Consider the following 24697-nt stretch of genomic DNA (forward strand, 5'->3'; position numbering starts at 1 on the left):
AGTAATCCTTACCTTTTAATCTGCAGATTGGCGAAAGCAAATACAATAGCTTCAGTTTCATGATAAGGGGGCTGGCGAGGTTTGTCAAGGAAGTTTTTTCGTTTCTGCGGGCTACCTGGTTTTCCTACTGAAATTTTGAAAAATGTAATCTACTCCTATATTCAAATATATCAAGCAGTAATTCAAAATCAGCCATTGCGCCTTTTGCGTTATTATACGCGAGATTGAGCAGCTCTTTGTCCTGATATAAATCAGCAAATTTAAATTCCATACATCCTGATTGTTTTGTGCCTAAAATATCTCCACTGCCTCTTAGCATCATATCCCTTTCAGCAATGTAAAATCCATCTTGTGACTCACACATGATCTTTAACTTTGAAGATGAGCTTTTACTTAAATTATCGTATAATAATACACAAAAAGATGGCTTGTTTCCTCGTCCTACTCTGCCTCTTAACTGATGCAATTGTGATAACCCAAATTGCTCTGCATTTTCTATAATCATGATGGTTGCATCTGGCACATCTATACCAACTTCTATCACAGTGGTTGCAACAAGCAGAGAAAATTCATTCCTTTTGAAGGAAAACATAACTTGATCTTTCTGCTCCTGAGTCAATTTTCCGTGTATTATCCCGACTTTATCAAGAAATGTTTTTTGTAATTCCTGAAAACGCATCTCTGCTGCAGCAATATTGGTCTCTTCGTTTTCTTCTATATATGGACAAATCCAATATGCTTTTTCGCCCCTGTTTATAGCACCTTTTAGCTTTTCAATAACATCTGGCACCCTACTAATGTTCATAGTTACAGTTTTTATTGGCAATCTGGATTTTGGTTTTTCTTTCAAAATTGAACATTCAACGTCACCATACATAGCTTGCTGCAAGGTTCTTGGAATGGGAGTTGCAGTAACGAAAAGTATATCGGCATTTTCTCCTTTTCCTACCAAGCGATTTCTCTGCATCACTCCAAATCGCTGTTGCTCGTCTATGACTGCAAGCCCTAAATTTTTAAATGTAACGTTAGCTTGAAATAGTGCATGAGTGCCAATCACTATATTTAAAACACCACTTACAAGTTCGTTCATGATAATCTTTCTTTCCTTGCGCGAAGTTTTACCAGTAAGCAGCGCAACTTTTATATCGGTACAGGATAAAACTTCCTCAATCCAATTATAATGTTGCTCCGCCAAGATAGTAGTCGGTGCCATTAGAGCTGCCTGCATGTTGTTTTCTACCACATTTATCATCGCAAAAAGTGCAACTACGGTTTTGCCACTACCAACATCACCTTGCAGCAAGCTTATCATGCGATACTTGGATTTTTGTCTCTCTGAGATCTCATCTATTGCACGAGTTTGATCATTTGTTAATTGAAACGACAATTCATTTAAAACTTGCTCTTTATATTTACTCAATATTATAAATTCTCTTCCCCTTTCTTTCACATGATTTTTTCTTGCAAGTTTCAGCGCTAGCTGATACGCAAACAATTCATCATAAGCAAGCCTTTTTCTACAAACCTCAGCTTCCACCAATGAGCTTGGTCTGTGCAACTTTATGATGCTTTCCCTCCAACTTAACCATTTTTTTTGCTTGATTAATGTATCATCTATCCACTCTGGTAAATCAGGCAATTCCTTTAGATTAGAGCTTATTATGTTCCCAATGCGCTTATTGGTAATGCCACGGCATAATTGGTAAACTGGCTCTATGCAAGCTATTTTTTTAAATTGGTTGATGTCAAGCGACACGTAATCTGGATGAGTAATTTGCCAATGTTCAGCAAATTTTTCGAGTTTGCCACTGATGATCACATTCGCTCCAATTGGAAATAGTTTATATAAATACTTAACTGAGTAATTAAAAAAGACTATGAATATATACTGACTCTCACTTTCAACGACTATTTTATATGGTCTACCTCTAAAAGTGGGCGACTGATGTTCATAAACTTTTGCAATGAAAGTTGTAAATTCTCCAACTCGAGCATCAGATAGTAACTTGCTTCTATCCACATAACTAAGTGGCTTATAAAACAGCAGATCCACCACCTTGTCCCCACCACAAAGTTTAGGTAATATTGCGGAATGAAATTTAGGTATATTCTCCAGCCTGCTATTTAGAAAAATCTGATTGCTCATTGAGATTCATACATGTGTAAAACTGTTATAGAGCCTTTTTAAAATCTTGTCACCTTATGGTCAGGTATGCACTATAGCTAGCACAGCTCTCTAACGTTATACCGCGATTCATTCGCGGTATCTCAGCCGCTAACACGTAACGGAATGACGAATTTGTTGTTTTTAAAATCGTCGGTAAGCCTAAGTTACCCCTAACTATATTTGCTATCATAGGGCTTATAGTAGGTATTTTATTAACTTATTAATCATTTTTATGTATTATTATACCATTAGCAGTCTATATCAAGGTATTAATGATGAACAGCTCTACACCAAAAGAAAAGGAAAATCCAATAGTTACACTAAGAGCTCAAGCAGAAAAGTTTGGTTTTAGCAGGTTGAGGGCTGGTAAAGATAATGCTGAAGCGAATTCTGGTGCAACTATGTACGTAGATCTTCCAAGAATGAAACTTATTATTCAGAACAAAGTTATAACAAAAGAGCTTGTTGATGAATTATATAATAAACATACCAACCTCATTTCAAATGACAAAAATAAGTACCGCCAATTTGTAAAACAAGTTTTTACAGAGCTATTTGAATATGCTGAAGCAGAAGTTCCAAATGATTCTATTCTAGAAGAACTAATCACTAATTGTAACCAGGCTGCTTATGTGGGTGCATTGTATGGTAAAGGAGGACCTATCCTTCATTTAGCTGAAACATATGGGTTATTGTTTCAGTCTAATCATGTAACACATATTAATTGTAGTGATCCAAGTCATGCGGCAATCAGAATTGAAGAAAAAATTGCAGTTCGCACTTTTGCAGAACTGGAAGAAGAATTATGTAAATTGGATAGCTCGCTAGAATTCACACTTAAGTCTCAAGGTGATAAAAATGTAACATATGAAGATGGTAAATTGTCACTTACTGTTCCTAAGAGACTGAAGGACTATAATATAGGTGATAAAAACTTGTTTGACGTTATAAAAGAGTGTTTTCAGAAATTTTGCGAGAGGCTTGGATTTTTTAAAATAAAAATAGAGCATGGTTTAGGCGATCCACTAGAAGTAAGCGACCATCTGGAAAATATGGAACCCCCTATTCGTAGTAATGAGCACGGCCTGAATTAAAATATCTTGAGCTTGTTTGCACAATCAATCACTTCAGCATTTAGAAATTGTTTTTTAAACCAGGTATACTGACGTTTCGCGTAGTGTCTTGTGTTTGTTTGAGCAATTTGTATCGCTTCGTCTAAAGTAATCTCACCTTTCAAGTACTTTATAATTTCTGGCACTCCGTGTGCTTTCATAGCTGGCAAATGTGGGGCTAGGTTCATGCTAAGTAGCTTTTTTACTTCATCAATTGCTCCATTTTCAATCATTGTAATGAAACGAGAATTTATTTTTCGGTATACATCTTCACGTTTAGGCAGAATTGTATATATCTTAAAATTATTGAATAAAGGAGGCTGTCTATTCTCTTGCCATACAAAAATTGACTTGCCAGTTTCAGTGATAACTTCAAGTGCCCTTGAAAGGCGGTGCGAGTCATTCATGAACACTTTACCTTGAATCCTTGGATCTTTGCTTAGCGCTAATTTGTAAAACTCCTCTTTACTTAAATTTTTCCTTAATTCGCTTACATTTTTCCTCACTTCCTGACTTATTTGTGGCATTGATGATAAGCCTTTGATTAAACTGCTGATGTAAAGCCCGCTTCCTCCAGTGATGATAGGTATTTGAGCATTTTCTAATGCGTGATTAACTTCTTTTTCTAAATCTTCTAACCATAGACCCACGGAATAATTTTCTTTTGCTGAAACATAACCATATAGTTTATAAAATTCTTCTTGCTTTGGCGGTTGAGCAGTAATTATGGGAATTTCTTCATATACCTGCTTTGAATCACAATTTATTATACTAATATTTCCATATTTTTCTATCAGGTTATCGCATAATTCTGATTTACCTGAGGCCGTAATTCCTGTAATAATTACTATATTATTTTTCATTTATATTAATTTAATTAACATATGATAAAGTGTAGTAAAAGTTTGGATTCTACAATCTAAAGTTTGGAGATTTTTATGGCAGAAAACAACGACAATAATTCATTTACTAAGCGTTTCACAAACAGGACTCCTGGCGGTACAGGGGAAGGTTTTTCCAGTAAGTATTCGTCTCAAAACACCAAAGAACGGGCATTAGGGGAAAAAGGAAAAATTTCTGAATTAGCAGGCAAAAAAACCGAATCCAAGGAAGCTTTTTCTGAAAGTGGCGGCATAAAAAGTAAAAGCAGAACTGTCAATGAAAGATCTTTTGCTGATGCAACAAAAAGAAGTAGGTCAGATCTTATATACTTAGTCCGTGGTAAAGATCGTGGAAAATCAGCGTGGCATTATGTATTAGTTGATAAAGAGAAAAGAGAAATGTTTCTAGCAAAAAGCAGAACTGGCTCTATAGATGTTGCAGACTATGGAGAGATTTTGTATTCAGGATGGGGAGAGGATCCACCACAGGCAATAATTGATAAAGTCAATGAAGAGTTTGGGTTGTAGCAAATCTGCATAACAAATGGTAAGCTGCGTTGCATTACGTTTACAAAAACTAGCAGTTACTATATAAGATACAGTGCAACAAAACTGATCTAGTTGTTATGAATAAGTTTTTAGCTATATGGTATCTAAAATAATAAATGCAATACAGAACAATTTATTAGTGTGTTTTCCAACAGAAACAGTGTATGCTCTTGCTTGTAATGCACTAGATAATGAATCTATAGGAAAAATATATCAGATAAAGAAACGCTCTCAAAATAAACCACTGTCTATATTTGTTAGTGATATTTACAATTTGACAAAAATAGCAAAGGTAAAGGAAAGATATATTGATTTAATAAACCACTTTTCTCCTGGACCAATTACCTATATTTTACCACTTAAAAACAACAACATATTGCCAAACGAATTCTTTAAAGATAGTATAGGTATCAGAATTCCTGAGCATCCTATTGCAATTTCAATACTAAACAAACTGAAAGTTCCAATAGTTGCAACTAGTACAAATATTTCAGGAAAAGAAAGTGTATGTAAGGCAAACGATATACCACAATCCATTAAGCAACATTTATCTGTAGTGATTGAAGATGACGAACTAGTTTCTGGTATAGAATCTACTATTATTGACTTAACCGAAGATAAGATTAAGGTTTTAAGGGAAGGTGCAATTTCATTACAAACAGTAAACAACGCATTTTCAAACTAAAATCTATAGGAGAAAGAATGAAAAAAGTAATAGGCCACAACCAAGCCAAAAAAAAAATAATGAACAACTTATCTGTTCAGTCTTGGCTGATCTGTGGTAAAAGAGGTATAGGAAAAGCAACACTTGCAAAATCCTTCTCCAATTGGTTACTCATAAAAAACTATAATGAAGTAGCATTGGACTTACACATTGTTGAAGGTGATACTATCGGAATAGAAAAAGTCAGAGAAATGAAAAACTTTCTACACTTAAGTCCCATTCAATCAGAACACAAAATAGCTATAATAGATAGCTTAGAGGCAATGACTAATCACGCTAAAAACGCAATATTGAAAATATTAGAAGAGCCGCCAAAAAATTCTAAGATATTTATAATTAGCCATAAGCCATATGATATACAAACCACTATCTTGTGTAGGTGCTTTCAGCTAAATTTACTCCCATTAACTTATGATGAAACAAAGCAAGTTGCTTCATCTCAATGTAAATTTGATAATCAAACGTTTGACGAAATGATTACTTTATTTCCTGGAATGCCAGGAATGATAATAAATACAATAAGTAGTGATGCTTATGAAGCATACAAATGCTTTTATAAATTTCTTCATGATTTAAAGAATCCCAATATGATTAATAAAGTAATTAATAGCGAAATCGAACTAGAACTAGCATCATATATAATTCAGGCCTTCATTTTAGAAAGCATAAAGAGAGAGGTAAATGGTGTTGAAATTCTGCTAAGTCAGTGGAAAAAAATAGATGAACTTTTCGTTGCCGCAAAGCAACTCCACTTAGATAAAAAGCATGTTTTAGCTAATGTAGTTAATATCATGACATAAGTTTACAAAGTATAATACTTTTAACATAAATTCATGATAAAATTCTGTTAATTTAATACTCGAAGTATATAATTTGACTGATAATAAATTAACTGTATGGCAATCAATAGAAGTTTTGACGAAAGCCATATTGAACATGCAGAAAAAATTAAGCTTAATTAAGAATATAGCTTCAGATCAAGACATAACCCTAGAAAAAGGAAAGGAGTTGTTAAGTGGCATTTATGAAGCAAATTTTAAGCTAAACAAGACAATCAATATAGCTACTTTGCCAAAAATTGGCTATCATATGCTAAATGGTGAGCTTGTTGTACGTAATCATATTACGGAAGAGGAAGTAAAGATTCCTGGAGATTTTCATTACCTTAAAGTCGTAAAATCCGATCATGATAATTATAAATTAACGTTTTGTAATTTTTTAGGTAATGAGTTTTTTGAATATAAAAAGTATGATCCACAATATTCTGGTATTTCAGATGAATATAAATTTGTGGATTTTGGTAGTGTAAAAAAGACTCATAATCTAAAATTTAAGGAATACATTGGTCATGCACCTAAATTTTTTGCTGCAGAAGGGCCTATTGAGCCTGGATCCCAAAACCATGTAATTGATCTATTTGAGCTAGTCAAAAGTGGTAAAGGTAGAAAAGTGGGAACCTTTGCTGATGAATTTGGTTATTTTGATGATCAAAATAAATTACATTATTATAATTATCACAAAAGTGTAGAAAGTAATACTTATGATCCTGAAAATTTCAGTGTAAAAATGATAAATATAGATGTGAGCAAAATCGATAAATTCTACCTCATTGCAGAACAAGGTGATATAATCATTCATCCTATTTGGGAAAATTTAGACATATTTTAAAGTTTTTTTTAGAGTATCTAAGCTTATTGTTATTATAATGATCCGATTAGGTCTGGTAGTATTGTGTTATGGAAGATAAATTGCTTGAATCAGTAAAAAACAAAAGTTATTTCAGTAAAGCAGTCGAATGGTACTGCCATAGGTATCTGTTTTGTGTAGCAGAAAGATCTTGGATGGCATTAATAGTATCGCTTCTCCTAGTATGCTTATGTTTATTAACATTAAACATATACCTGTTATTTCCTATTAAAAAAGATTTAAATTTTGTGAAGTATATGAACCACACAGAAGATGAGTTCTCTGCAATGCATAAGCTTAGTTTCAGTAAAAAGGAAGATGAATACACTTCCACAGCGAGGTACTTAATAAGTAAATACATTGAAATATACGAGTCCATTAAGATCGTTGAACCGAAGTACCAAGAAAATTTTATAAGAAACAATTCTATACATAAAATCTATCAAGGCTTTCAGGAAAAAACGAATAATGAAGCTGGTAATTTGTCTTTATCTAAAAGAAAAATCGCCAACATAAATGTAATAACATTATCTATTGATCGATCGACCAAGGACTTAGTTACATTTGCTGGAAATGCTACTGTAGTTTTTACAACCGAGCAAAATAAGGAGGATACTGTGGAGATTAGCTTCACTTTGTCGAATATAAAAGCAACTCTGGCTGGTATAATACCATTTAAATTTATTGTTAATGGTTATAAATACAGATTTTAAAATATTACTTGGTAGCTAAAAAAAATAACCAAAGTGCACATAGCAGTAATAACTGGAGGTAAAACTAGAAGAATTGGTGTTTTTTTAATAAAGTAATTCTGAGAAGGTTTTAAGAAAAAGGCATTGTAAATTATCGGTAAAAAGTACAGAGCGTTGAGTATAGTACTAACAATTAACACTAGAGTTACAAACACAGAAAGTATTACATTGCCAGAGTTGAAAACAGCTTGAAAAATGAGAAATTTACCCCAAAAAGTCGGAGCAGGCGGCACCCCTATCATAGACAATGCACCTATAGCAAATGCTGTCATGCTAATTGGCATACTGCGTCCTATACCGTAAATCTTATCTATATATTTCTCACCTGCTCTCGTTATTATTGCTCCGGCAACGAAAAACAAAGTGATTTTTGCAAATGCGTGGCAAACTAATTGAAAAATTGCAACCCTCATGCTGAGATCACTAAAAATTGAAGCGAATAATATAATATACGACAATTGAGAGATGGTAGAGTAAGCAAGCAACTTCTTTAATTCTTTTTGCTTTAGTGCAATCAATGATGCAGTAATAATAGTAAATCCAGCAGCGTACGGAAGCCACCCTCCAGCAAACCAATTTTGCTGCACAAAACGTTGCATGTTATCGACGCCGAAAGTGTATAATATAACTTTTATGATGATGAAAACTCCGGATTTCACAACAGCAACAGCGTGCAGTAGTGCACTCACAGGAGTTGGTGCAACCATTGCTTTTGGTAACCAAAAATGCATTGGCATTAATGCAGCTTTTCCTATTCCGTAAATCAGCATAGCAAAACACACTGCAATGAAAGTGATGAGTGAAGTATCAAATTTGAATATTCCACCGCTTACAAAGTCTAAAGTATGAAATTCATGATATAAAAGGCCTATTGCAGGAAAAAATAATACCAAAGAAGAGAAAAATAGCACGCCAAAGTAATAGCGTCCTGCAATCATTGATTCATTTGTTGAGTTGTAAGTAACCAGAGGGTATGTACTAATAGTTAGAAGCTCATAAAAGACAAATGTAGTGAGCAAGTCTCCAGAAAAAGCAATAAACATTGCACAGCCAATCGATATTGAAAAAAAGCATAGAAAACTTGAGTGATTGCTATCAGCATAGTTATTCTGCATATAACATATTGCATATATACTGGTCAGCACCCATAAAAACGATATTAATAAACTGAATATTACTCCGGTAGACTCTAGCTTTAAACTAATGTGCAAATTATTACCAAAATCCATGAGAATAAATTGAGAATGATCACCATATACCCAATATAAAGTGCACAGACACGTATACGTAAACAGAAGTACAGAAGAAGTGACAGTAATACTATTGTTCACTCCGGGCCATTTACCAGTAAAAAAAATAACTAACGCACTTAAAAGTGGAATCAACGCAGTAATTAATAAATAATTCTCAGTAATTGAAAATGGTAAGGAAAGAGACGTTAAAACACAGTCCATTAAATAATTCATCTTTTTGTTTAGGTAAAGCTAGAATTATACTAAAATCATAGAAAAACCGCTATGTTTTTTTGGCAAACTAGTCGTTTGTGTATGCTATAGCTATACTGCGATTCATTCCACAACTGTACGAACATTTGTTTTTGTTAAACACAACAAAGATGTCATCCCAGTGCCCTGACTACTTGGATCCAGAAAACTTAATTTCAACTAAGTGGCTGCATAATAAAGGCTGGATTCCAGTGCCAAGCACTGGAATGACAGCAATCTACGTCATACCACCACGAACCGTCATACCGCGATTCATTCGCGGTATCTCATCCGCTAACTAGTAGCGGGATGACGGTTTTTCAAATTGTCGTAAGTCAGTTTAGCTATATAGATAGCACAAAGTCAACTGCATAAATTGAAAATATCTGCTAGACGCAAATTACAACAAATGCAGTAGCGTAATCTCCATCGTCACTTAAAGAAAGATGAATTTTGGAGATAAAATCCTTGCTAACGGTAAGATATGGCTTGCCTCTTACATCATTGTATATTTCTATATCTTTCATTGTAATACCCTGACCACTACCTCGTGCTTTAACAAAAGCTTCTTTTGCTGCAAAGCGTTTAGCAAAATACCTTGCTCGCATTTCTTGACTATTATACTTTCTACTTAGCTCTATTTCCTTTTCAGTGTAGATTCTATTGAGAAATTTTTCCCCGTATTTTTGTAATATTCTCAATATTCTTGGTATATATACTATGTCAGTGCCGATACCGTGTATCATTTTGCGCTAAAGTGATTTATTGCTTCCTCAATCTGCATTTCCTTTACCTCTCCGGTTGCTCTATTTTTTACTTCAACTATATTTTCACTTACTGCTTTCTTTCCGACAATTATTTGCCACGGCAAGCCTATCAGATCCATTCTAGAAAATTTTACTCCTACACTCCCTTCCGTATCATCGTAAAGCACTTCATCGCTTTTCAAAGCTTTGTATATTTTATCTGCAGCCTCCGTTACTTTCGTTTGTAAATTGATTAAACCAATTCTGAAAGGAGCCACCGATTCTGGCCAGATAATTCCTTTATCATCATGAAAAGCTTCTATTATTGCACCAACAAGCCTTGAAACCCCAATGCCATACGAACCCATATGTATATTGACATTTTTTCCATCTTGAGAAGTAACACTTGCCTTCATAGGCTTTGAATATTTGTCGCCAAAATAAAAAATATGCCCTATTTCAATACCTTTACTAACATTTAACTGCTCTTGTGATATAGGGCAAGTCTCAGGATCATGCATATCATCTGCAACTGCGTATATACTCTTTAAACTTTCAATATCTTCACTCTCTAGTAGTTCAGAAAATTTATTGTCATAATATAAAGTGCTCTCACCAGTGTTTGCCAATATATGAAACTCGTGGCTCAAATTTCCTCCAATTGGCCCCGTATCAGCTCGAACTCCAATTGGAGTAAATCCCATGCGTTTGAAGATTTTTATGTAAGTTTTGTACATCAAATTATATGAATTCAGTGCACCTTCGTAATCTACATCAAAACTGTATGCATCCTTCATCAAAAATTCCCTGCCCCTCATAACACCATAACGTGGTCTTACCTCATCACGGAATTTCCATTGAATTTGGTATAAACAAAGTGGCAAATCTTTGTAACTTTTTACCACATCTCTAATTAAATCAGTTGCTATCTCCTCATGCGTTGGACCAAAAAGCATATCTTCCTCATGCCTATCCTTTATGCGTAGCATTTCCTTACCGTAATCATCGTAACGCCCTGATTCTCGCCAAAGACTTGCTGGTTGCACACAAGGCATTAATGCTTCAATAGCACCGGATTTGTTCATTTCATCTCTGATAATATCTTCAATATTCTTAAGCACTAAGAGACCAAGTGGTAACCACGTATAGATGCCAGATGCTATCTGCTTTATTAAACCTGCACGCAAAGAATATTGATGGGAGATAATTTTAGCATGGGCAGGCTTTTCCTTTAGAGTTGGCAGGTAATATTTGGATAAGCGCATATAATAGATCTGATTGTATTAAGTAATCTTAATACAATCAGACCTGTAGGTAAACTTATTTTGAAAAGGAAGGGAAGTGCATGGCTGACCATTTCATAGTTATCATAGTCCTTGTACAACATTTTCCTTTTGGCATCGCAACGCTTTTCCACCAAACTGTGCTATGCGATCCTCAACAGAAAGAGGAGGTGAATCTTGCACCTCATTATCCACTGAGTCAACATTATTTACTTGTGGTGAATCAACACACGAACTTGGCGGTACCGGTGACTCCTCTGTTTCTTGTTCAGGATGTATCGGAGATGTGGCTCTAGATCCTATACCACTGTCAAGACCCCCGCTTCCTTCTTCCTTGCTTGATGGGGAATTTGTGTGTTTTGTCTGCTCCTCTTTTTCCTGCTCTATCTCTTTCTGTGTGTCTTTGCTTTCATCTGTAGTCCAATCTGAATCGCTAATAGAATCAGAATGCTCACTTTCACTATCTGAGAGTTGCATGACTGCTGCTCTCTCCTTAAGTCTCTTTGTCCAATCTGAATCATTATCATCCGACTTCTTTCTCTCTGCTTGCTCCCTATCTATTCTTGCAGCAAACTCTTCTGGTGTTTCTTTTTTGTCAGTGCCCCCACTACTTTCTAATTTTGCTTTCAATTCATTTGTAAAATTTTGTTGCTGCCCACTCTTTTTAACGTAGTACCTCCTCTTATCTGTTCAAACAGAGTAGAATGATTATTATTCTCAGGTTCACCAGCCTTCTTCGGTGCATCATTCTTAGGTTGCTCCGTACGCTTGGAAGCTGTAAAAAAATGCGGAGGCGGAGGTGGTAGTGCAGCATCTTGTGGCAATGGAGGAGGTGGTGGCGGTGGTACACTGACACTTGGATTTGGTTGTGTACCCAATGTTACTGGAGGTGATTGAGGAGTAGGTACATTTGATTTATTCTCCAGATTAGTACAATTTTTACACACAAATTTTTGTGGTTCTTGAGATGGAGTATGGCCGAATTTCTGTCCATTAAGACCTACTTCTTTCTTATTATCATCTCTAGAAATAGCCAGTTTAACAAGATATGTCACTGAAATAAGTGCAACAACCGTAGAAACAGCAAAAATTGCTAAAGGAACTGCTGCAATAGGACCAGAACCAGAAACTGCTATAATAACATAAGGAAGATATTGACCAGATATGAAACTAAATATAGATAATAATGAAACAGCAATTAAAGGTTTCCATATAGTCTGCTTAGTTTTAGTAAGCTCCTGACTATCTTTTAGCAATGAAGAATTATTGGATATCATCATTTCTTTGCCTCACTTGTTAACGATAATTTAATAATAACCCAATTAATAATTTCTGTCAATAATTAATTATGAAAAACAAAGTTGCAATTTGAATAGATAAGCTATAAGTAATATACGACCAGCAATAGCCATACAATAGACTTCTTGTATAACCCACACTAAGTAGAAAAAAGGTGTCATCCAAGTAGCTGACACTGCTCTCCTTTGTCATTCCAGTGCTTGACACTGGAATGACACCGAAGGGGCTACTGCCGTCTTGGATGGAAACCAGTGTCAGAACTAGTTAACCATGGGGCTTCTTTTGCCTTTTTTTCCATTTGGTAAATTTCTTAAATATTTATGGCTAACATGAAGCTAAGTACGAACTTTGTTAAACATAACAAATGGTGCCATTCCAGTGCTCCTTTTTTTGTCATCCCAGTGCTTGACACTGGGATCCAGTTTTCCATATAATCTCATCGAAAATGTTGTAACCACTTTCTGTGCTAGTTTGCTTGCTTACAAGCAAACTTTCCTGGATCCCAGTGTCTGGGCACTGGGATGACATCATAGGGACACTGGGATTACACCCTGACAATCGTCATCCAGCTACTTGTTAGCGGCTAAGAGATACCGCGAATGAATCGCGGTATGACGGTTCGTGGCGGCATGACGATAACCTCGTCTCACTGCCATTAAGTTAAGGAAAAAAGATAGATTTTATGGGATAATGATGTATACCAATAAGTTTAAAGGTAGTATGAGTAAAAAAGGCAGTAATAAAATTTATTCAAAATGAATTGGCAAGTCTAGAATTTATAGAATCCCATAAATCATCTTCAAAAGATTTTATGAGAAAGAGGAAGTTATCTTTTATTGACATATTTATCTTAATTTTAAGAAAAAGTGTAAAGTCGCTGCAAGTAATACTAAACGAATTTATTTTATATAGGAAAAAAGACTATACCGTTACTGCTAGTGCTTTTAGTCAAGCAAGAAAAAAAATGAAACACAGTGCATTTTCAGAAATTAACGAAGGTGTGGTTTCCTTGTACTACCAAGACCAAAAATTTAAAACTTGTTTTGGCTTTAGAGTGTTAGCTCTTGATGCCTCCAAAATCATTTTACCAACAAGCGTTGAAATAAAAAATGAATTTGGCTCAAGAAAAATACGTAACCAAAAACCAAAAGATTTAGGTGATTATGCAAGTGCAACCTTTGCGGTTTGTTAAGATGTGCTAAATAATGTTGCCATAAGGTCAGTGTTAGATAGAGGTAACACTCATGAAATTAACTTAGCAGATGAAATGCTTAAAGTTGTAAATACTAATGACTTACTGATTTGTATATTTATCTTATAAATTTCTTTCTAGCCTTACAAAAAGAAAAATTGCTTATGTCATTCGATGTCCCAGATCATCTTTTAATGAAGTGAATGCTATGTTTGAAGAAAAAAGCCCATCTAGTGTTGAGGTTACCATATGTGCTCAGCGTAAGATAAAACAAGAAAATAGTGGAATAACGCTTCAAAGTGGTACTGCCATCTGGTGAAATTGAAGTGTTAGCTACATCATTAATGGATGAACAAAAGTTTCAAACTGGAGGATTTAAGGAGTTATATTTTTTACGCTGGGGAGTTGAGACATTTTTTGCAAAACTCAAAGGAAGACTAAGTCTAGAAAATTTTACAGGAAAAAGTGTTGAGTCTGTTAAACAGGATTTTTGGTCAGCTATCATTATTAGCAACCTAGAAAGTGTTATGACAGAAGATGTAGAAGAAGCGTTGAATATGGACTTAACCGATGATAAGCTTAAGAGGAGCATTAACAAATCTGTCTCATTTAACGCGATCAAAAACTTGGCTTTCGACATTTTTGCTACGGAATCAGATACTGACTGCATTATGGATCAATTATCAAAGCTATTTTTGATGAACACTTTGGCGGTAAGAAAGGGAAGGAAAGTTGATCGTCATAAGGTACCTTATCTTCGTTCGTTCAATTACCAAAAAAGGGTTAGAAAACACATATTTTGACTAGAGGTAGTATTCATATCTTCTGATAATAACTGGGTAGCTTATTGCCATAGCTCCTGTAAAATGACTTCTAAACAAACTGTTTCTTAAGTAATTTACACTTCAGAGTTTATCTGTTTTAAAGTTTACTCTATTCTGTTTCAGCATTTGTCATAAATCCTTAATTATTTCTGACTTTTTAGTTCAGTTTTTAACCATTCTTTCCTTAACTTAATGGCAGTGAACCTCGTCATCCCGCTACTTGTTAGCGGGATCTCTTGTTAGCGGCTGAGATACCGCGAATGAATCGCGGTATGACGGTTCGCGGCGGTATGGACGTAGGAAAACCTTTCTTGGGTCAGCTATAGAGACTCTCATCTTTAGCGAGCTTCAAGGTAATTGGTTGCTATTTGCGAAAATATTCGCATAATTTAAGTAACATTACTTAATAAAAATTAACTATGGAGCTTAATAAGATTGCAGCATCGATTTTACTTTCTGGGCTAATCATTATGATAGTTAGTAATGTAGTTGATATGCTTTACAGTCCAGAAGAATATAAGATTGAACACCAAACGATAGTAGCTGCTGGCAGCAATGAGTTCCAGCAAAAAATCGAGCAAGTGGCGCTTGATATTGGAGCGCTCATGCAGAATGCTAGCTTTGAGAAAGGTAAATCAGCAGCAAAAAAATGTATAGCCTGCCATAGTTTTGAGAAAGGTGGAATGAATAAAGTAGGACCAAACTTATGGAACATAGTTGGAAATAAAAAGGCCCATCTTGGTAACTCATTCAATTACTCAAAAGCAGTGCTTGAAAGAGGTGGAAAATGGGGGTATGAGGAGCTATTTGCCTTTTTAAAGAACCCAAAAGCCTATATAAAAGGTACACGTATGGCATTTGCAGGTATTTCCAATCCACAAGAAATTGCAGATCTAGTTAGTTATTTGCATCAATTGAGTGATAGCCCGGTTGCTTTGCCAAAGTAGTATGGATTATTGTAAATTGTTTGATGGAAATAATGGTCACATAGCATATCGAAAGCTACAAGGAAAGAAAGCTTCTGTAGTTTTTTTCGGTGGATTTGCATCCAATATGGATGGAACTAAAGCAACTGCTATTTACAAATTTTGCCAAGAAAATGACGTAGCACTTGTGCTATTTGATTATTTTGGTCACGGTCATTCAAGTGGTAATTTTATTGATTACACGATAAGTGATTGGCAAAAAAATTGTGCTAAAGTAATGAGTGAATTAACTAGCGATAAACAAATAATTATAGGTTCAAGTATGGGAGGATGGCTGATGTTGCTCACTGCCCTTCAATTTCCAGAAAAAATTGCAGCACTAATTGGTATATCGTCTGCTCCCGATTTTACTGAAGATTTGATATTCAAGCAATTGTCAGGCAAGCAAAAAGAAGAACTAGATTCTAAAGGTGTAATAGATTTTACTTCAGAGCATTGTACATACAAAATAACTAAAAATTTGATCGAAGATGGCAGAAAGAACCTTCTTTTAAACAAAAAGACAATAGATATAAACTGTCCTGTGCGCTTGCTGCATAGCATTAATGATAAAGATGTTCCTTATCAAACTTCATTGAATTTAGCTGAAAAAATTAAGTCAACCGATGTTGAAGTACACTTAATAAAATCAGCAGAGCACAATATGTCTGACAATCATTCACTGGAAGTTTTATTTAAGACCATTAGAGAATTTTGTAACCAGACTGCATTCTGTGATTTTTAGCAAAACACGATTTTTCATTTGAGCTTTCTTCAACTTAAAATAAATACAGAAAATTGCTGCCTATAGCTAAACTGACTTAGATTTACCGACAATTTGAAAAACCGTCATCCCGCTACGTGTTAGCGGCTGAGATACCGCGGCGGTATGACGGTTCGCACCATCACACTTTGGAACCTTACAGATATTGAGCAAATCCAATAATATCCTTGATTTCTTTTATATTATGGGTTGCAATTTCTGCTGCTTTCTTTGTGCCTTTTTTTAATATTTCATGTAAATGGAATTGGTCTTTTAAAAGATCATTCATTTTCTCACGTATGGGTGATATAACACTGATAATTAAATCAGCTAACTCTTTTTTGAAGTGCTTCATGTCATGTTTGTTCACTTCTTCACATACTTTTTCTGCATTTACATTACTAAGCACTGAATAAATGTTTATCAAATTGCTTATTTCTGGTCGGCACTTTAAAGTAGCAAAGCCTAGAATTGAATCTGTTTTTGCTTTTTCTATTTTTTTGACAATTAAGTCATCCGTATCATCAAGGTTAATGCACGAATGTTCTGAAGGATCAGATTTACTCATCTTGCTTGTGCCATCCCTTAAGCTCATTATCCTTGATGTGCAATCCAAAGTTAAGATTTCAGGTACGATGAAATAATCCAGCTTATAATGATTGTTAAAAGCTGATGCAATATCACGTGCAAGCTCCAAATGCTGTTTTTGATCATCACCAACAGGAACGTATTTAGTTTGATACAACAATATATCTGCAGCCATAAGTACTGGATAACTATATAATCCAAGAGAGGCTTTTTGTTTATCGCTGCCAGCTTTATCTTTAAATTGAGTCATGCGATTAAGCCAACCAATTGGTGTATAGCATCCAAGCAGCCAGCCCAGTTCTGCATGACCACTAACTGTGGACTGACTAAAAATAATGGACTTTTCTGTATCTATTCCGCATGCAATATAAGCTGCTGCTGTTTTGAAAATATTACTTTTTAATTCACTTGCGGGAAGCTTATTTGCTGTGATTGCGTGTAGGTCGACAATACAAAAAAGAGATTTGTATTTATCCTGTAAGTCTATCCACTGTTTGATTGCACCAAGATAATTACCTAAATGTAGTACGCCACTTGGCTGGATACCTGAAAAGACAATACTTGTCATTATACATTTACCTCATGCTAATCGCTTCCACAATCAGCAGATTTCTTAGAAAGAATAACCATTGCAGGACGGAGCAACCTATTTTTGATAGTATAACCAGTTTGTAGTACTTCTACAATGGTGCCAGGCTTTTTTTTATTGTCTTCTCTTTCCACAACAGCTTGGTGTAAATTACTATCAAAAAGCTCACCAAGTGGATCTACTTCCTCTATTCCATGTTTTTTTAGATCATTTATAATTTTTTGATAAGCTACTTTAATCCCCTCATGAACAGGATCACCGTCTTTCAAAATTTCCATTACTCTTTTTAAATTGTCGCACGAGTCGATCATATCACGTGCAAGTTTTGTGACTGCGTAGTCACTTGCATCGCTAATTTGCTTTTGCATTATACGTTTGACGTTTTCATTATCTGCAACAGCACGGCGTAAATGATCTTCAAGCTGAGCTGCACGTTCTCTTAATGTATTGAGATCTTCATTTAAATCATCAGTTTGCTTATGGTTATCACTTTGTTGGTCGTCACCTTTCTGCCTACTTACCATATCAGCAAACTTCTTCTTTTTCTCCTTACTGCTATCTGACATATCATTACCCTTAAGAATCTAATAAATATATAACAATTAATCTGAAAATATCAAGCGCCAGCTACATTCGTCTTTCTATGCTCGCATTTAAAAAGTTAATTAAAGTAGTTTTATAAAAAGAATCAGAAAAAGTACTAATATCATTTTGTGCCATATTAATGTAGTGTCTAGCTTTTTCCATAGAAAGCTGAATGGCATTATGGTGATTAATATAGTGTAATGCTTGGTCAAAATTGTGTCTAGCTGAAGAAAAGCATTTTTCCCAGAATTTTTGCTCTGCTGGACTGCCCTTTTCGTATGCTATAATAGCAGGTAAGGTGACTTTACCTTCGAAAAAGTCTTTTCCGACTTGCTTTCCAGAAGTGCCTTGATTAGCAGTATAATCGAGCATATCATCAACTATTTGAAATGCCATACCAAAATTAAAACCAAAATTCTTTAGCCTCTCTGTTTCGTCATTTGTTGCACCAGATACTGTTGATGCAGCTTCACAGCATGCAGAAAATAAAGATGCTGTCTTTTCTCCAATGATATCAAAATAATTTTCCCTGACTGTGTGGGGGTCAAAGCGTGCTGTCATCTGCTTTATTTCACCCTTCACAAGTAAATGCGATGCTTTAGATAAAATAGAGAGAATATTTAAATTTCCACACTCTATAAGCCATCTAAATGCTAGAGTCAACAATAGATCACCAACTAAAATGCTTGATTTATTTCCCCAAATCTTATTCGCTGTTTTAACTCCATGGCGTGCCTCACTTTCATCGAGCACATCATCATGAAGTAAAGTAGCATTGTGTATAAACTCTACCGATGCAGCAACGTTGATCCTATTCTCCCCAGAATAGTTTAGCATTTTACATATAATAAAAACTAGTTTAGGCCTTATTTTTTTTCCACCTGACCTAACAAGATGAGATATAATATCAGTAGCAAGCTTAGCATCTTCATCATTGACATTTTTGAAGACAAAGTCATTCATAGCTGACAAATCAGAAGATACAATATCGTCTAATTTATCGCTGTTTGTTAAATCAGTATTTAGCATTTTAAGAGACTTATGCCTCTTGCCCTTGTGCTTTCTCGTTCTCTACTTTCTTCTTTTCTGTTTTCTTTGGTTCTGTTTCTAAAGTTACTATGCCTTTTTTGATAAACCACAGTACTCTTTCAGTTGCCTGCGCGCCTACACTTAGCCAATGTTTTAATCTATCAGCTTTCACCACAACACGATTTTTATTGTCTTTTGGTAACATTGGATCATATTGTCCTATTTTCTCAATAAAACGCCCATCTCTTGGTGCTCGTGAATCAGCTACAACTATCCTATAAAAAGGGCGTTTCTTTGCGCCAAACCTCGCCAACCTTATTTTAACTGCCATGTTAACCTTTATTCATATATTAGCCACAATTTTATACAATGAGCCGTTTTAAGTCAAATGAATTATACAACTTTTGCACCTTATAATATAATTACCAATAATGTAGGGCAGTGCCGGGCGCACAGCTATACGAACATTCATTTTTGAAGGTAAATTGCACAGCAAATGGTGTCATTCCAGTGCTTGACACTGGAATCCAGCCTTTTTTTAATCATTAAAACGTTGTATTTTAACATAAAACGGCTACTTTTATGCTTACCAACTTAATAAAATTCCTGGATCCCAGTGTCTGGGCACTGGGATGACATCCTTTCTAGTGAAGATTGCTCTCAAATCGCAATGTTCGTACAGTTGTGTGTCTGGGCACTGGATGCGTTTGAAGCAACTTATAAGATTTTTGACTATATATCATCAAGTATAGCGTGATTAACTTCGACTTTATACTTTGATTCCAGATAGCTAATTAATTGCTCTTTTAGCGATATCATCACACGTTTTCCAGTGTCAAGCATGTTTAATTTGCCATTTGATGAATGCATTTCTTTTAGAACACCTATTATAATTTCATTATTGTATTGAATAGGATCTGTCACTGAACCAGTTGTTTTCATATTGAAAATCTCTTCTACAAAAGAAAAGGGGTAGTTTTGTTGATCCACTTTATTGCGGTGCATCTGCTGACCTTTAACTAATTCCACACCTTGAATTTCTTCCAAATCTGTTTTTTCTCTTAGTTGAACTGCAACCTCTTGCCCGAATTTAAACATTCTTTCTTTTATAAACTCACTACGCCAAAGCTCTACCGCTAATGCCCTGCCTTCTTCAAAACTTTGTGATTTAGGTGGAACGATATCGATGATTTTTACACTAACAACAGCGTCCCCAACGCCCTTAAAATAACCTTTCTGATCCTTTTCTCGCGAAAAAATGAAAGAAATCAAATCACCAGAATCTCCTACGTTATTACCGCTTTGATCTTTTCCACTCGCATCTACTGGACCAATAGTTTGTATAGGTAAATTATATTCACTCAATATTTCTTCAATTTCTGAACCATTGTATATCTTATAGTTCACTTGGTTTATGAAATCATTGACTCTTTCAAAAGACTTTTGGTTAGTTAAAACTGACTTTATGTCTTTTTTTAAATCAACTAAGTCTTCATCAGAGATTTGATGCGCACTTTCCACTTTTATTATGTGCCAACCAAAACTGCTTGCTAAAACTTCACTTACTTCACCTACTTTAAGAGCAAACACCTTCTCTCTCATGTCTTCCGGTAGAAAATCCTTAGTTATATTATTTACTCTAGTTTCTTCAAGTTCTGCTTTGCCAAACTCTTCTACTATCTGTTCAAAGCTTGTTTTACCCTCCTCAAATGCTCTTCTTGCTGTCTCAGCTTCTTCTTTGGTAGAAAATATTACATTAAATATGTCTCTTTGATCTCTAAGTTCTTGTTGTTCTATTATGCCATCAACTTCTTCATCTGAGATCTTGATTTGATCTTCAAAATATTTCTGTTCTAGAGAAATATATTGCGCAGTTCGATACTCAGGATAATAAAAATGGGATTTATTTCTTTCGTACAAATCAAGTAAGGTTTGATCATCTGGTTCAGGAATGTTTGTAACTGCATCTTCAGTTATCTTAACAATATCAACTACTCTAGTTTGGTAGCGACTGTTGTATATCTGCTCATCAATTTTCTCGCCAAAAGTTACCGGATAATTATCTTTAAATAACGAAGTCATAAACATCATTGCAGGGAGGATTTTCTCTAGCTTTGCTATATACTCTTTCTCTGTCATATGCAGGTCATTTAGCGTTTCATGGAATTTGTTTTTGTCAAATTCGCCTTTATCATTTTGAAAGTATTTGGTATTTTTAATATGGTTTTTTATAGACTCTTCTCCAACTGTCAACCCCAGTTCACTAGTTAGGTTAAACAATAGTTTTTGCTCTATAAGTGCGTTAAGCAAATCATATTTCAGCTTTTTTACTTGTTCTCTACTCGCATCAGATCCAGAAATTTGTTTTCCATAATTTTGATATAGTGATTTATACTCATCTGACGTTATAACTTCTTTTCCAACCCTAGCTACCTCTTCTTTTTCATCATCACCTGATAAAAGGTTGCCAACTCCCACAAAGATTAACAAGCAAGCTAAAAGGACAACAGTTACTTTAGTGAAAAAATTTTTAACATTCATTTTAAACTCAGTTAATTAATGGTTAATTATAGAATAGTGATAATTTAATACTTGTAAACCTGTTGCTTTATTAGATAATATATATAATATATTAACTTAAAATTTAACTCTCTTCTTAAATAGAAACATATGTTTAACTGAGTTATACTATACCTTAAGAAGGGGAAATATGCTTAAAGGTGAGAGCATTTAATTAACTTAAGAGGTGGGAAGTGACAAACAAAAAGTTATTGAATGACAAAATTAATGCTTTTTTAGTTTTAATAGCTTATATTTTAGCTCTGTATAACAGTAATGGATACTTTAAATGGGAGATGCTTTTTTGATGTCAATGGAATCTTCTAAGGGCAATAACGATAGAAATAAACAGTTTCTCATGCAAATAGCTGCTTGGCTAGTAGATAACACTGGTTTAACTTTTAATCAAATAGCACAATGTTGCAGATTGGCCCTTGAAGAAGTACAAGACATAGCTGATGAGGAAATAGAAGTAGAAAAATATAACCCTATTATTTCTGGAATAATTACTGAAAAAGAAATCGATGATTGCAAAAAAAATCCAAATCGTGTACCAAATTTGATTATAAAAAATATAAAAAAAAGGAGTAAAGCGATTGGTAGCATTCTTGGCTTTGCCTCTACGGCAAGACGTAGAGATAAACCTGATGCGATTTATTATTTAGTAAAAAAATTTCCTATCTTGGACAATAACGTTATAGCTAAATTAATTAGTACAACAAATTACACAGTTGAGCAGGTAAGAGATGGATCTCATCATAACATGCAAAATATAAAACCCCAAGATCCTGTACTACTCGGCTTATGTAGTCAAGAAAATTTAGAAGCAGAAGTGGAAAAAGCAAAAGTAGAAGAGGAGAAGCAAGAAAGGTTAAAAAAATATAAAGAATAGCTATTGAAAATCCTCAAATTTTTGTGTTTTGTTAACATTAAATTAACTTGACTTGCTAGTGTTTATTAGTATAATGTAAGTAAAGTACGGGGTTTAATGATAATTAAGCTTAATACGCACTGAAACTAACTCAGCCTAATTTATTATCTTATAGTCACATTTTAGGTTAGTAAGCATCAATTAAAATTTTTGGAGGATTATGACAACAATCAATGAAGATGTTTTGGCAAAAGGAAAGGTTACAGCTCAACCTGAAAAAAGTGAGCAAATTTACAATAACGATACAGTAAAACAGATGGTCAATGAAGGTACTGAGAAAAACAGAAAAACATTAGATCTGAGCGAATTAAAAGAGAAAACAGCAGAAGAATTGTTAGAGTTAGCTGAAGAAAGAAAAATTTCAACTAACGGTAAAAGCAATGGTAGAATGCTAAAGCAGGAAATAATATTCAGCTTAATGAAAAAAATGAGTGAAGAAGGAGGCATAACCACAGGGAGTGGAATAGTGGAAATATTGCCTGATGGTTTTGGTTTCTTACGTTCAGCAAGTGCAAATTATGCCCCAAGTACCGATGATGTTTATATTTCTAACGGGCAAATAAAGAAGTTTAATTTACGTACAGGAGATATGGCATATGGAGAAATAAGGCCACCTGGTGATAAAGAGAGATATTTTACTTTAACTAAGGTTCAAAGTATAAACTCTACTGAAGTAAGTGAATTAAGAAAGTACGTCCATTTTGATAATTTGCTTCCTCTTTATCCTGAGGAAAGCATAGTACTTGAGTGTAATAATGGTGATGATAAAAAAGGCTTAAGCATGCGTGCTATAGATATAGTAGCTCCTCTTGGAAAAGGGCAAAGAGCGTTAGTAGTTGCTCCACCTCGCACAGGAAAAACAGTATTGCTTCAGCAAATGGCTAACTCTATAGCTATAAATCACCCTGAAGTAGAATTAATAGTGTTACTTATAGATGAAAGACCTGAAGAAGTAACAGATATGATACGTTCTGTAAAAGGTGAGGTAGTAAGTTCTACATTCGATGAGCCTGCTTACCGTCACGTACAGCTTGCTGAAATAGTAATAGAAAAAGCTAAAAGAATGGTTGAGCATAAAAAAGATGTGGTAATTCTACTTGACAATATTACTAGACTTGCACGTGCTTATAATGCGGTTATTCCTTCGTCTGGGAAAGTTCTAACTGGTGGTGTAGATTCAAACGCACTGCAGAGACCAAAACGCTTTTTTGGAGCAGCTCGTAATATTGAGAATGGGGGTTCTTTAACTATAATCGCCACAGCTCTTATAGAGACTGGTTCAAAAATGGATGAAGTTATTTTTGAAGAGTTTAAAGGTACAGGAAATGCTGAGATCATACTTGATAGAAAACTTTCTGATAAACGTATATTTCCAGCTATTGATATTACAAAATCCGGAACAAGGAAGGAAGAGCTATTAGTTGATAAGGCTATACTAAATAAAATATGGGTGGTGCGTAGGATACTCAATCCTATGGGACCCGTTGAAGCAATGGAATTTTTACGTGACAAACTACTTTTAACAAAGAGCAATGCTGACTTTTTTAACTCCATGAATCACTAAAAGTAAGCCAGTTATGATGGATATGCTGAGCAAAAAGTAAAACGCTCTTATAGCTAAAATAATTTGGATTTACCAAAATATATTTATAGTTAAGTTGGCAATTTACCTTAAGTTAGCGCGTGACACTGGAATGACACCCTTGGTGGCAGACAGCTAAAGGAAAATATCAACTAGGTTTATAATCTATCACTACCGTGTTTGCAATTTTGTCGTGAAAAGCTTGTTTATGTTCATCACCTACTGCACATACTAAAACTAAGATTAGTATAGCTAAGAATAAAATGGGATTACAAAGTGATATGCAATAAATTATAAAAAGAGCTATAGTCCTTTTCATTGCTTGCATTGTATAGTACTTCCCAAAGTAAATGATAAAGGTATAATAAGCTATTTGAGTTATAATGGCGTATAGTGTGGATTTAAGG

The 24697-nt window shown here is 34.6% G+C and carries 23 protein-coding genes and 4 pseudogenes; 12 read left to right on the forward strand and 15 right to left on the reverse strand.

Annotation, left to right across the window (positions count from 1 at the left end; all coding sequences use genetic code 11):
* Window positions 1–124: 124 nt before the first annotated feature.
* Entirely contained in the window at window positions 125–2146 is a 2022-nt protein-coding gene (gene recG / locus WOCAOBSORBRA_RS01115) for an ATP-dependent DNA helicase RecG (protein WP_174515722.1), read from the reverse strand.
* A 296-nt stretch (window positions 2147–2442) separates the two neighbouring features.
* On the opposite strand from recG, the gene WOCAOBSORBRA_RS01120 reads away from it, so the two are divergent.
* Window positions 2443–3261, forward strand: a complete 819-nt coding sequence (locus WOCAOBSORBRA_RS01120; RefSeq protein ID WP_174515729.1) for a hypothetical protein — start codon at window positions 2443–2445, stop codon at window positions 3259–3261.
* Here the strand turns inward: WOCAOBSORBRA_RS01120 and miaA are convergent.
* Window positions 3258–4142 (reverse strand): tRNA (adenosine(37)-N6)-dimethylallyltransferase MiaA, encoded by an 885-nt coding sequence (miaA, locus tag WOCAOBSORBRA_RS01125; RefSeq protein WP_155969421.1) that lies wholly within the window; start codon window positions 4140–4142, stop codon window positions 3258–3260. The genes WOCAOBSORBRA_RS01120 and miaA overlap by 4 nt on opposite strands.
* A 75-nt stretch (window positions 4143–4217) precedes the next feature.
* Here miaA and WOCAOBSORBRA_RS01130 point away from each other — a divergent pair, with 75 nt between their 5' ends.
* From WOCAOBSORBRA_RS01130 to WOCAOBSORBRA_RS01150, 5 genes are all read left to right on the forward strand, one after another.
* Window positions 4218–4688 (forward strand): hypothetical protein, encoded by a 471-nt coding sequence (locus WOCAOBSORBRA_RS01130; protein WP_010082479.1) that lies wholly within the window; start codon window positions 4218–4220, stop codon window positions 4686–4688.
* Between the two features lie 118 nt (window positions 4689–4806).
* On the forward strand, window positions 4807–5394 hold the full coding sequence (locus tag WOCAOBSORBRA_RS01135) for an L-threonylcarbamoyladenylate synthase (RefSeq protein ID WP_006280292.1): 588 nt from the start codon (window positions 4807–4809) through the stop codon (window positions 5392–5394).
* 17 nt (window positions 5395–5411) lie between these two features.
* Window positions 5412–6233 carry a DNA polymerase III subunit delta' gene (locus tag WOCAOBSORBRA_RS01140; protein ID WP_155969419.1) on the forward strand — a complete coding sequence of 274 codons (822 nt, stop codon included), beginning with the start codon at window positions 5412–5414 and terminating at the stop codon, window positions 6231–6233.
* A 73-nt stretch (window positions 6234–6306) separates the two neighbouring features.
* The gene (locus WOCAOBSORBRA_RS01145) at window positions 6307–7101 is read left to right on the forward strand and encodes a hypothetical protein (RefSeq protein ID WP_022626354.1); all 795 of its coding nucleotides are present in this window, start codon (window positions 6307–6309) and stop codon (window positions 7099–7101) included.
* Window positions 7102–7169: 68 nt separating this feature from the next.
* The gene (locus tag WOCAOBSORBRA_RS01150; protein ID WP_010082435.1) at window positions 7170–7832 is read left to right on the forward strand and encodes a hypothetical protein; all 663 of its coding nucleotides are present in this window, start codon (window positions 7170–7172) and stop codon (window positions 7830–7832) included.
* On the opposite strand, the gene WOCAOBSORBRA_RS01155 is transcribed toward WOCAOBSORBRA_RS01150, so the two are convergent.
* Window positions 7829–9325: a proton-conducting transporter transmembrane domain-containing protein gene (locus tag WOCAOBSORBRA_RS01155; RefSeq protein ID WP_010962853.1), complete on the reverse strand. Its 1497-nt coding sequence runs from the start codon at window positions 9323–9325 to the stop codon at window positions 7829–7831. The genes WOCAOBSORBRA_RS01150 and WOCAOBSORBRA_RS01155 overlap by 4 nt on opposite strands.
* 167 nt (window positions 9326–9492) lie before the next feature.
* On the opposite strand from WOCAOBSORBRA_RS01155, the pseudogene WOCAOBSORBRA_RS06625 reads away from it, so the two are divergent.
* Window positions 9493–9591: pseudogene (locus WOCAOBSORBRA_RS06625) on the forward strand (WPE palindromic element domain-containing protein); the annotation flags it as partial.
* 153 nt (window positions 9592–9744) lie between these two features.
* Here the strand turns inward: WOCAOBSORBRA_RS06625 and WOCAOBSORBRA_RS01165 are convergent.
* The 6 genes from WOCAOBSORBRA_RS01165 to WOCAOBSORBRA_RS01190 form a co-directional block, all read right to left on the reverse strand.
* Complete coding sequence (locus WOCAOBSORBRA_RS01165; protein WP_151807997.1) at window positions 9745–10101, reverse strand: holo-[acyl-carrier-protein] synthase; 357 nt, start codon at window positions 10099–10101, stop codon at window positions 9745–9747.
* Complete coding sequence (proS, locus tag WOCAOBSORBRA_RS01170; protein ID WP_155969413.1) at window positions 10098–11366, reverse strand: proline--tRNA ligase; 1269 nt, start codon at window positions 11364–11366, stop codon at window positions 10098–10100. The genes WOCAOBSORBRA_RS01165 and proS overlap by 4 nt, the downstream gene beginning before the upstream one ends.
* Before the next feature lie 102 nt (window positions 11367–11468).
* On the reverse strand, window positions 11469–12014 hold the full coding sequence (locus WOCAOBSORBRA_RS01175; protein ID WP_155969411.1) for a hypothetical protein: 546 nt from the start codon (window positions 12012–12014) through the stop codon (window positions 11469–11471).
* The gene (locus WOCAOBSORBRA_RS01180) at window positions 12011–12664 is read right to left on the reverse strand and encodes a hypothetical protein (RefSeq protein WP_174515724.1); all 654 of its coding nucleotides are present in this window, start codon (window positions 12662–12664) and stop codon (window positions 12011–12013) included. The genes WOCAOBSORBRA_RS01175 and WOCAOBSORBRA_RS01180 overlap by 4 nt, the downstream gene beginning before the upstream one ends.
* 55 nt (window positions 12665–12719) lie before the next feature.
* Window positions 12720–12890 (reverse strand): hypothetical protein, encoded by a 171-nt coding sequence (locus WOCAOBSORBRA_RS01185; protein ID WP_156768664.1) that lies wholly within the window; start codon window positions 12888–12890, stop codon window positions 12720–12722.
* Between the two features lie 186 nt (window positions 12891–13076).
* Window positions 13077–13241, reverse strand: coding sequence for a hypothetical protein (locus WOCAOBSORBRA_RS01190; RefSeq protein ID WP_162829040.1), 165 nt, complete (start codon window positions 13239–13241; stop codon window positions 13077–13079).
* 181 nt (window positions 13242–13422) lie between these two features.
* Between WOCAOBSORBRA_RS01190 and WOCAOBSORBRA_RS01195 the strand changes: the two are divergent.
* From WOCAOBSORBRA_RS01195 to WOCAOBSORBRA_RS01205, 3 genes and pseudogenes are all read left to right on the forward strand, one after another.
* A pseudogene (locus WOCAOBSORBRA_RS01195) lies at window positions 13423–14678 on the forward strand (IS4 family transposase).
* Window positions 14679–15118: 440 nt separating this feature from the next.
* A complete protein-coding gene (locus WOCAOBSORBRA_RS01200; protein WP_010082469.1) occupies window positions 15119–15646 on the forward strand; it encodes a c-type cytochrome in 528 nt (175 codons plus the stop codon).
* Window position 15647: 1 nt separating this feature from the next.
* Window positions 15648–16409, forward strand: a complete 762-nt coding sequence (locus WOCAOBSORBRA_RS01205) for an alpha/beta hydrolase (protein ID WP_012673268.1) — start codon at window positions 15648–15650, stop codon at window positions 16407–16409.
* Between the two features lie 175 nt (window positions 16410–16584).
* Here WOCAOBSORBRA_RS01205 and trpS read toward each other — a convergent pair whose 3' ends face one another.
* The 5 genes and pseudogenes from trpS to WOCAOBSORBRA_RS01230 form a co-directional block, all read right to left on the reverse strand.
* Entirely contained in the window at window positions 16585–17583 is a 999-nt protein-coding gene (gene trpS, locus WOCAOBSORBRA_RS01210; RefSeq protein WP_006280207.1) for a tryptophan--tRNA ligase, read from the reverse strand.
* A 17-nt stretch (window positions 17584–17600) separates the two neighbouring features.
* Window positions 17601–18170 carry a nucleotide exchange factor GrpE gene (locus tag WOCAOBSORBRA_RS01215; RefSeq protein ID WP_174515725.1) on the reverse strand — a complete coding sequence of 190 codons (570 nt, stop codon included), beginning with the start codon at window positions 18168–18170 and terminating at the stop codon, window positions 17601–17603.
* Window positions 18171–18231: 61 nt separating this feature from the next.
* A complete protein-coding gene (locus WOCAOBSORBRA_RS01220; RefSeq protein WP_010962840.1) occupies window positions 18232–19218 on the reverse strand; it encodes a polyprenyl synthetase family protein in 987 nt (328 codons plus the stop codon).
* A 10-nt stretch (window positions 19219–19228) separates the two neighbouring features.
* The gene (gene rpsP / locus WOCAOBSORBRA_RS01225) at window positions 19229–19549 is read right to left on the reverse strand and encodes a 30S ribosomal protein S16 (RefSeq protein WP_006279266.1); all 321 of its coding nucleotides are present in this window, start codon (window positions 19547–19549) and stop codon (window positions 19229–19231) included.
* Between the two features lie 401 nt (window positions 19550–19950).
* Window positions 19951–21762 (reverse strand): annotated as a pseudogene (locus tag WOCAOBSORBRA_RS01230) (peptidylprolyl isomerase); the annotation flags it as partial.
* Window positions 21763–22066: 304 nt separating this feature from the next.
* Between WOCAOBSORBRA_RS01230 and WOCAOBSORBRA_RS01235 the strand changes: the two are divergent.
* Together WOCAOBSORBRA_RS01235 and rho are read left to right on the forward strand one after the other, a co-directional pair.
* A complete protein-coding gene (locus WOCAOBSORBRA_RS01235; RefSeq protein ID WP_174515727.1) occupies window positions 22067–22669 on the forward strand; it encodes a cell cycle transcriptional regulator TrcR in 603 nt (200 codons plus the stop codon).
* A 199-nt stretch (window positions 22670–22868) separates the two neighbouring features.
* Window positions 22869–24272 (forward strand): transcription termination factor Rho, encoded by a 1404-nt coding sequence (gene rho / locus WOCAOBSORBRA_RS01240; RefSeq protein WP_007549497.1) that lies wholly within the window; start codon window positions 22869–22871, stop codon window positions 24270–24272.
* A gap of 166 nt (window positions 24273–24438) precedes the next feature.
* On the opposite strand, the pseudogene WOCAOBSORBRA_RS01245 reads toward rho, so the two are convergent.
* Window positions 24439–24697 (reverse strand): annotated as a pseudogene (locus tag WOCAOBSORBRA_RS01245) (hypothetical protein); the annotation flags it as partial.

The sequence above is a fragment of the Wolbachia endosymbiont of Cardiocondyla obscurior genome, from assembly GCF_902713635.1.
Lineage (GTDB): Bacteria > Pseudomonadota > Alphaproteobacteria > Rickettsiales > Anaplasmataceae > Wolbachia > Wolbachia pipientis.

Bases quoted from the DNA above. Each gene is read 5' to 3' on its own strand.
- recG (WP_174515722.1), bottom strand. From the start codon at position 2,146: ATGAGCAATCAGATTTTTCTAAATAGCAGGCTGGAGAATATACCTAAA.
- WOCAOBSORBRA_RS01120 (WP_174515729.1), top strand. From the start codon at position 2,443: ATGAACAGCTCTACACCAAAAGAAAAGGAAAATCCAATAGTTACACTA.
- miaA (WP_155969421.1), bottom strand. From the start codon at position 4,142: ATGAAAAATAATATAGTAATTATTACAGGAATTACGGCCTCAGGTAAA.
- WOCAOBSORBRA_RS01130 (WP_010082479.1), top strand. From the start codon at position 4,218: ATGGCAGAAAACAACGACAATAATTCATTTACTAAGCGTTTCACAAAC.
- WOCAOBSORBRA_RS01135 (WP_006280292.1), top strand. From the start codon at position 4,807: ATGGTATCTAAAATAATAAATGCAATACAGAACAATTTATTAGTGTGT.
- WOCAOBSORBRA_RS01140 (WP_155969419.1), top strand. From the start codon at position 5,412: ATGAAAAAAGTAATAGGCCACAACCAAGCCAAAAAAAAAATAATGAAC.
- WOCAOBSORBRA_RS01150 (WP_010082435.1), top strand. From the start codon at position 7,170: ATGGAAGATAAATTGCTTGAATCAGTAAAAAACAAAAGTTATTTCAGT.
- WOCAOBSORBRA_RS01155 (WP_010962853.1), bottom strand. From the start codon at position 9,325: ATGGACTGTGTTTTAACGTCTCTTTCCTTACCATTTTCAATTACTGAG.
- WOCAOBSORBRA_RS01165 (WP_151807997.1), bottom strand. From the start codon at position 10,101: ATGATACACGGTATCGGCACTGACATAGTATATATACCAAGAATATTG.
- proS (WP_155969413.1), bottom strand. From the start codon at position 11,366: ATGCGCTTATCCAAATATTACCTGCCAACTCTAAAGGAAAAGCCTGCC.
- WOCAOBSORBRA_RS01180 (WP_174515724.1), bottom strand. From the start codon at position 12,664: ATGATGATATCCAATAATTCTTCATTGCTAAAAGATAGTCAGGAGCTT.
- WOCAOBSORBRA_RS01200 (WP_010082469.1), top strand. From the start codon at position 15,119: ATGGAGCTTAATAAGATTGCAGCATCGATTTTACTTTCTGGGCTAATC.
- WOCAOBSORBRA_RS01205 (WP_012673268.1), top strand. From the start codon at position 15,648: ATGGATTATTGTAAATTGTTTGATGGAAATAATGGTCACATAGCATAT.
- trpS (WP_006280207.1), bottom strand. From the start codon at position 17,583: ATGACAAGTATTGTCTTTTCAGGTATCCAGCCAAGTGGCGTACTACAT.
- WOCAOBSORBRA_RS01215 (WP_174515725.1), bottom strand. From the start codon at position 18,170: ATGTCAGATAGCAGTAAGGAGAAAAAGAAGAAGTTTGCTGATATGGTA.
- WOCAOBSORBRA_RS01220 (WP_010962840.1), bottom strand. From the start codon at position 19,218: ATGCTAAATACTGATTTAACAAACAGCGATAAATTAGACGATATTGTA.
- rpsP (WP_006279266.1), bottom strand. From the start codon at position 19,549: ATGGCAGTTAAAATAAGGTTGGCGAGGTTTGGCGCAAAGAAACGCCCT.
- WOCAOBSORBRA_RS01235 (WP_174515727.1), top strand. From the start codon at position 22,067: ATGGGAGATGCTTTTTTGATGTCAATGGAATCTTCTAAGGGCAATAAC.
- rho (WP_007549497.1), top strand. From the start codon at position 22,869: ATGACAACAATCAATGAAGATGTTTTGGCAAAAGGAAAGGTTACAGCT.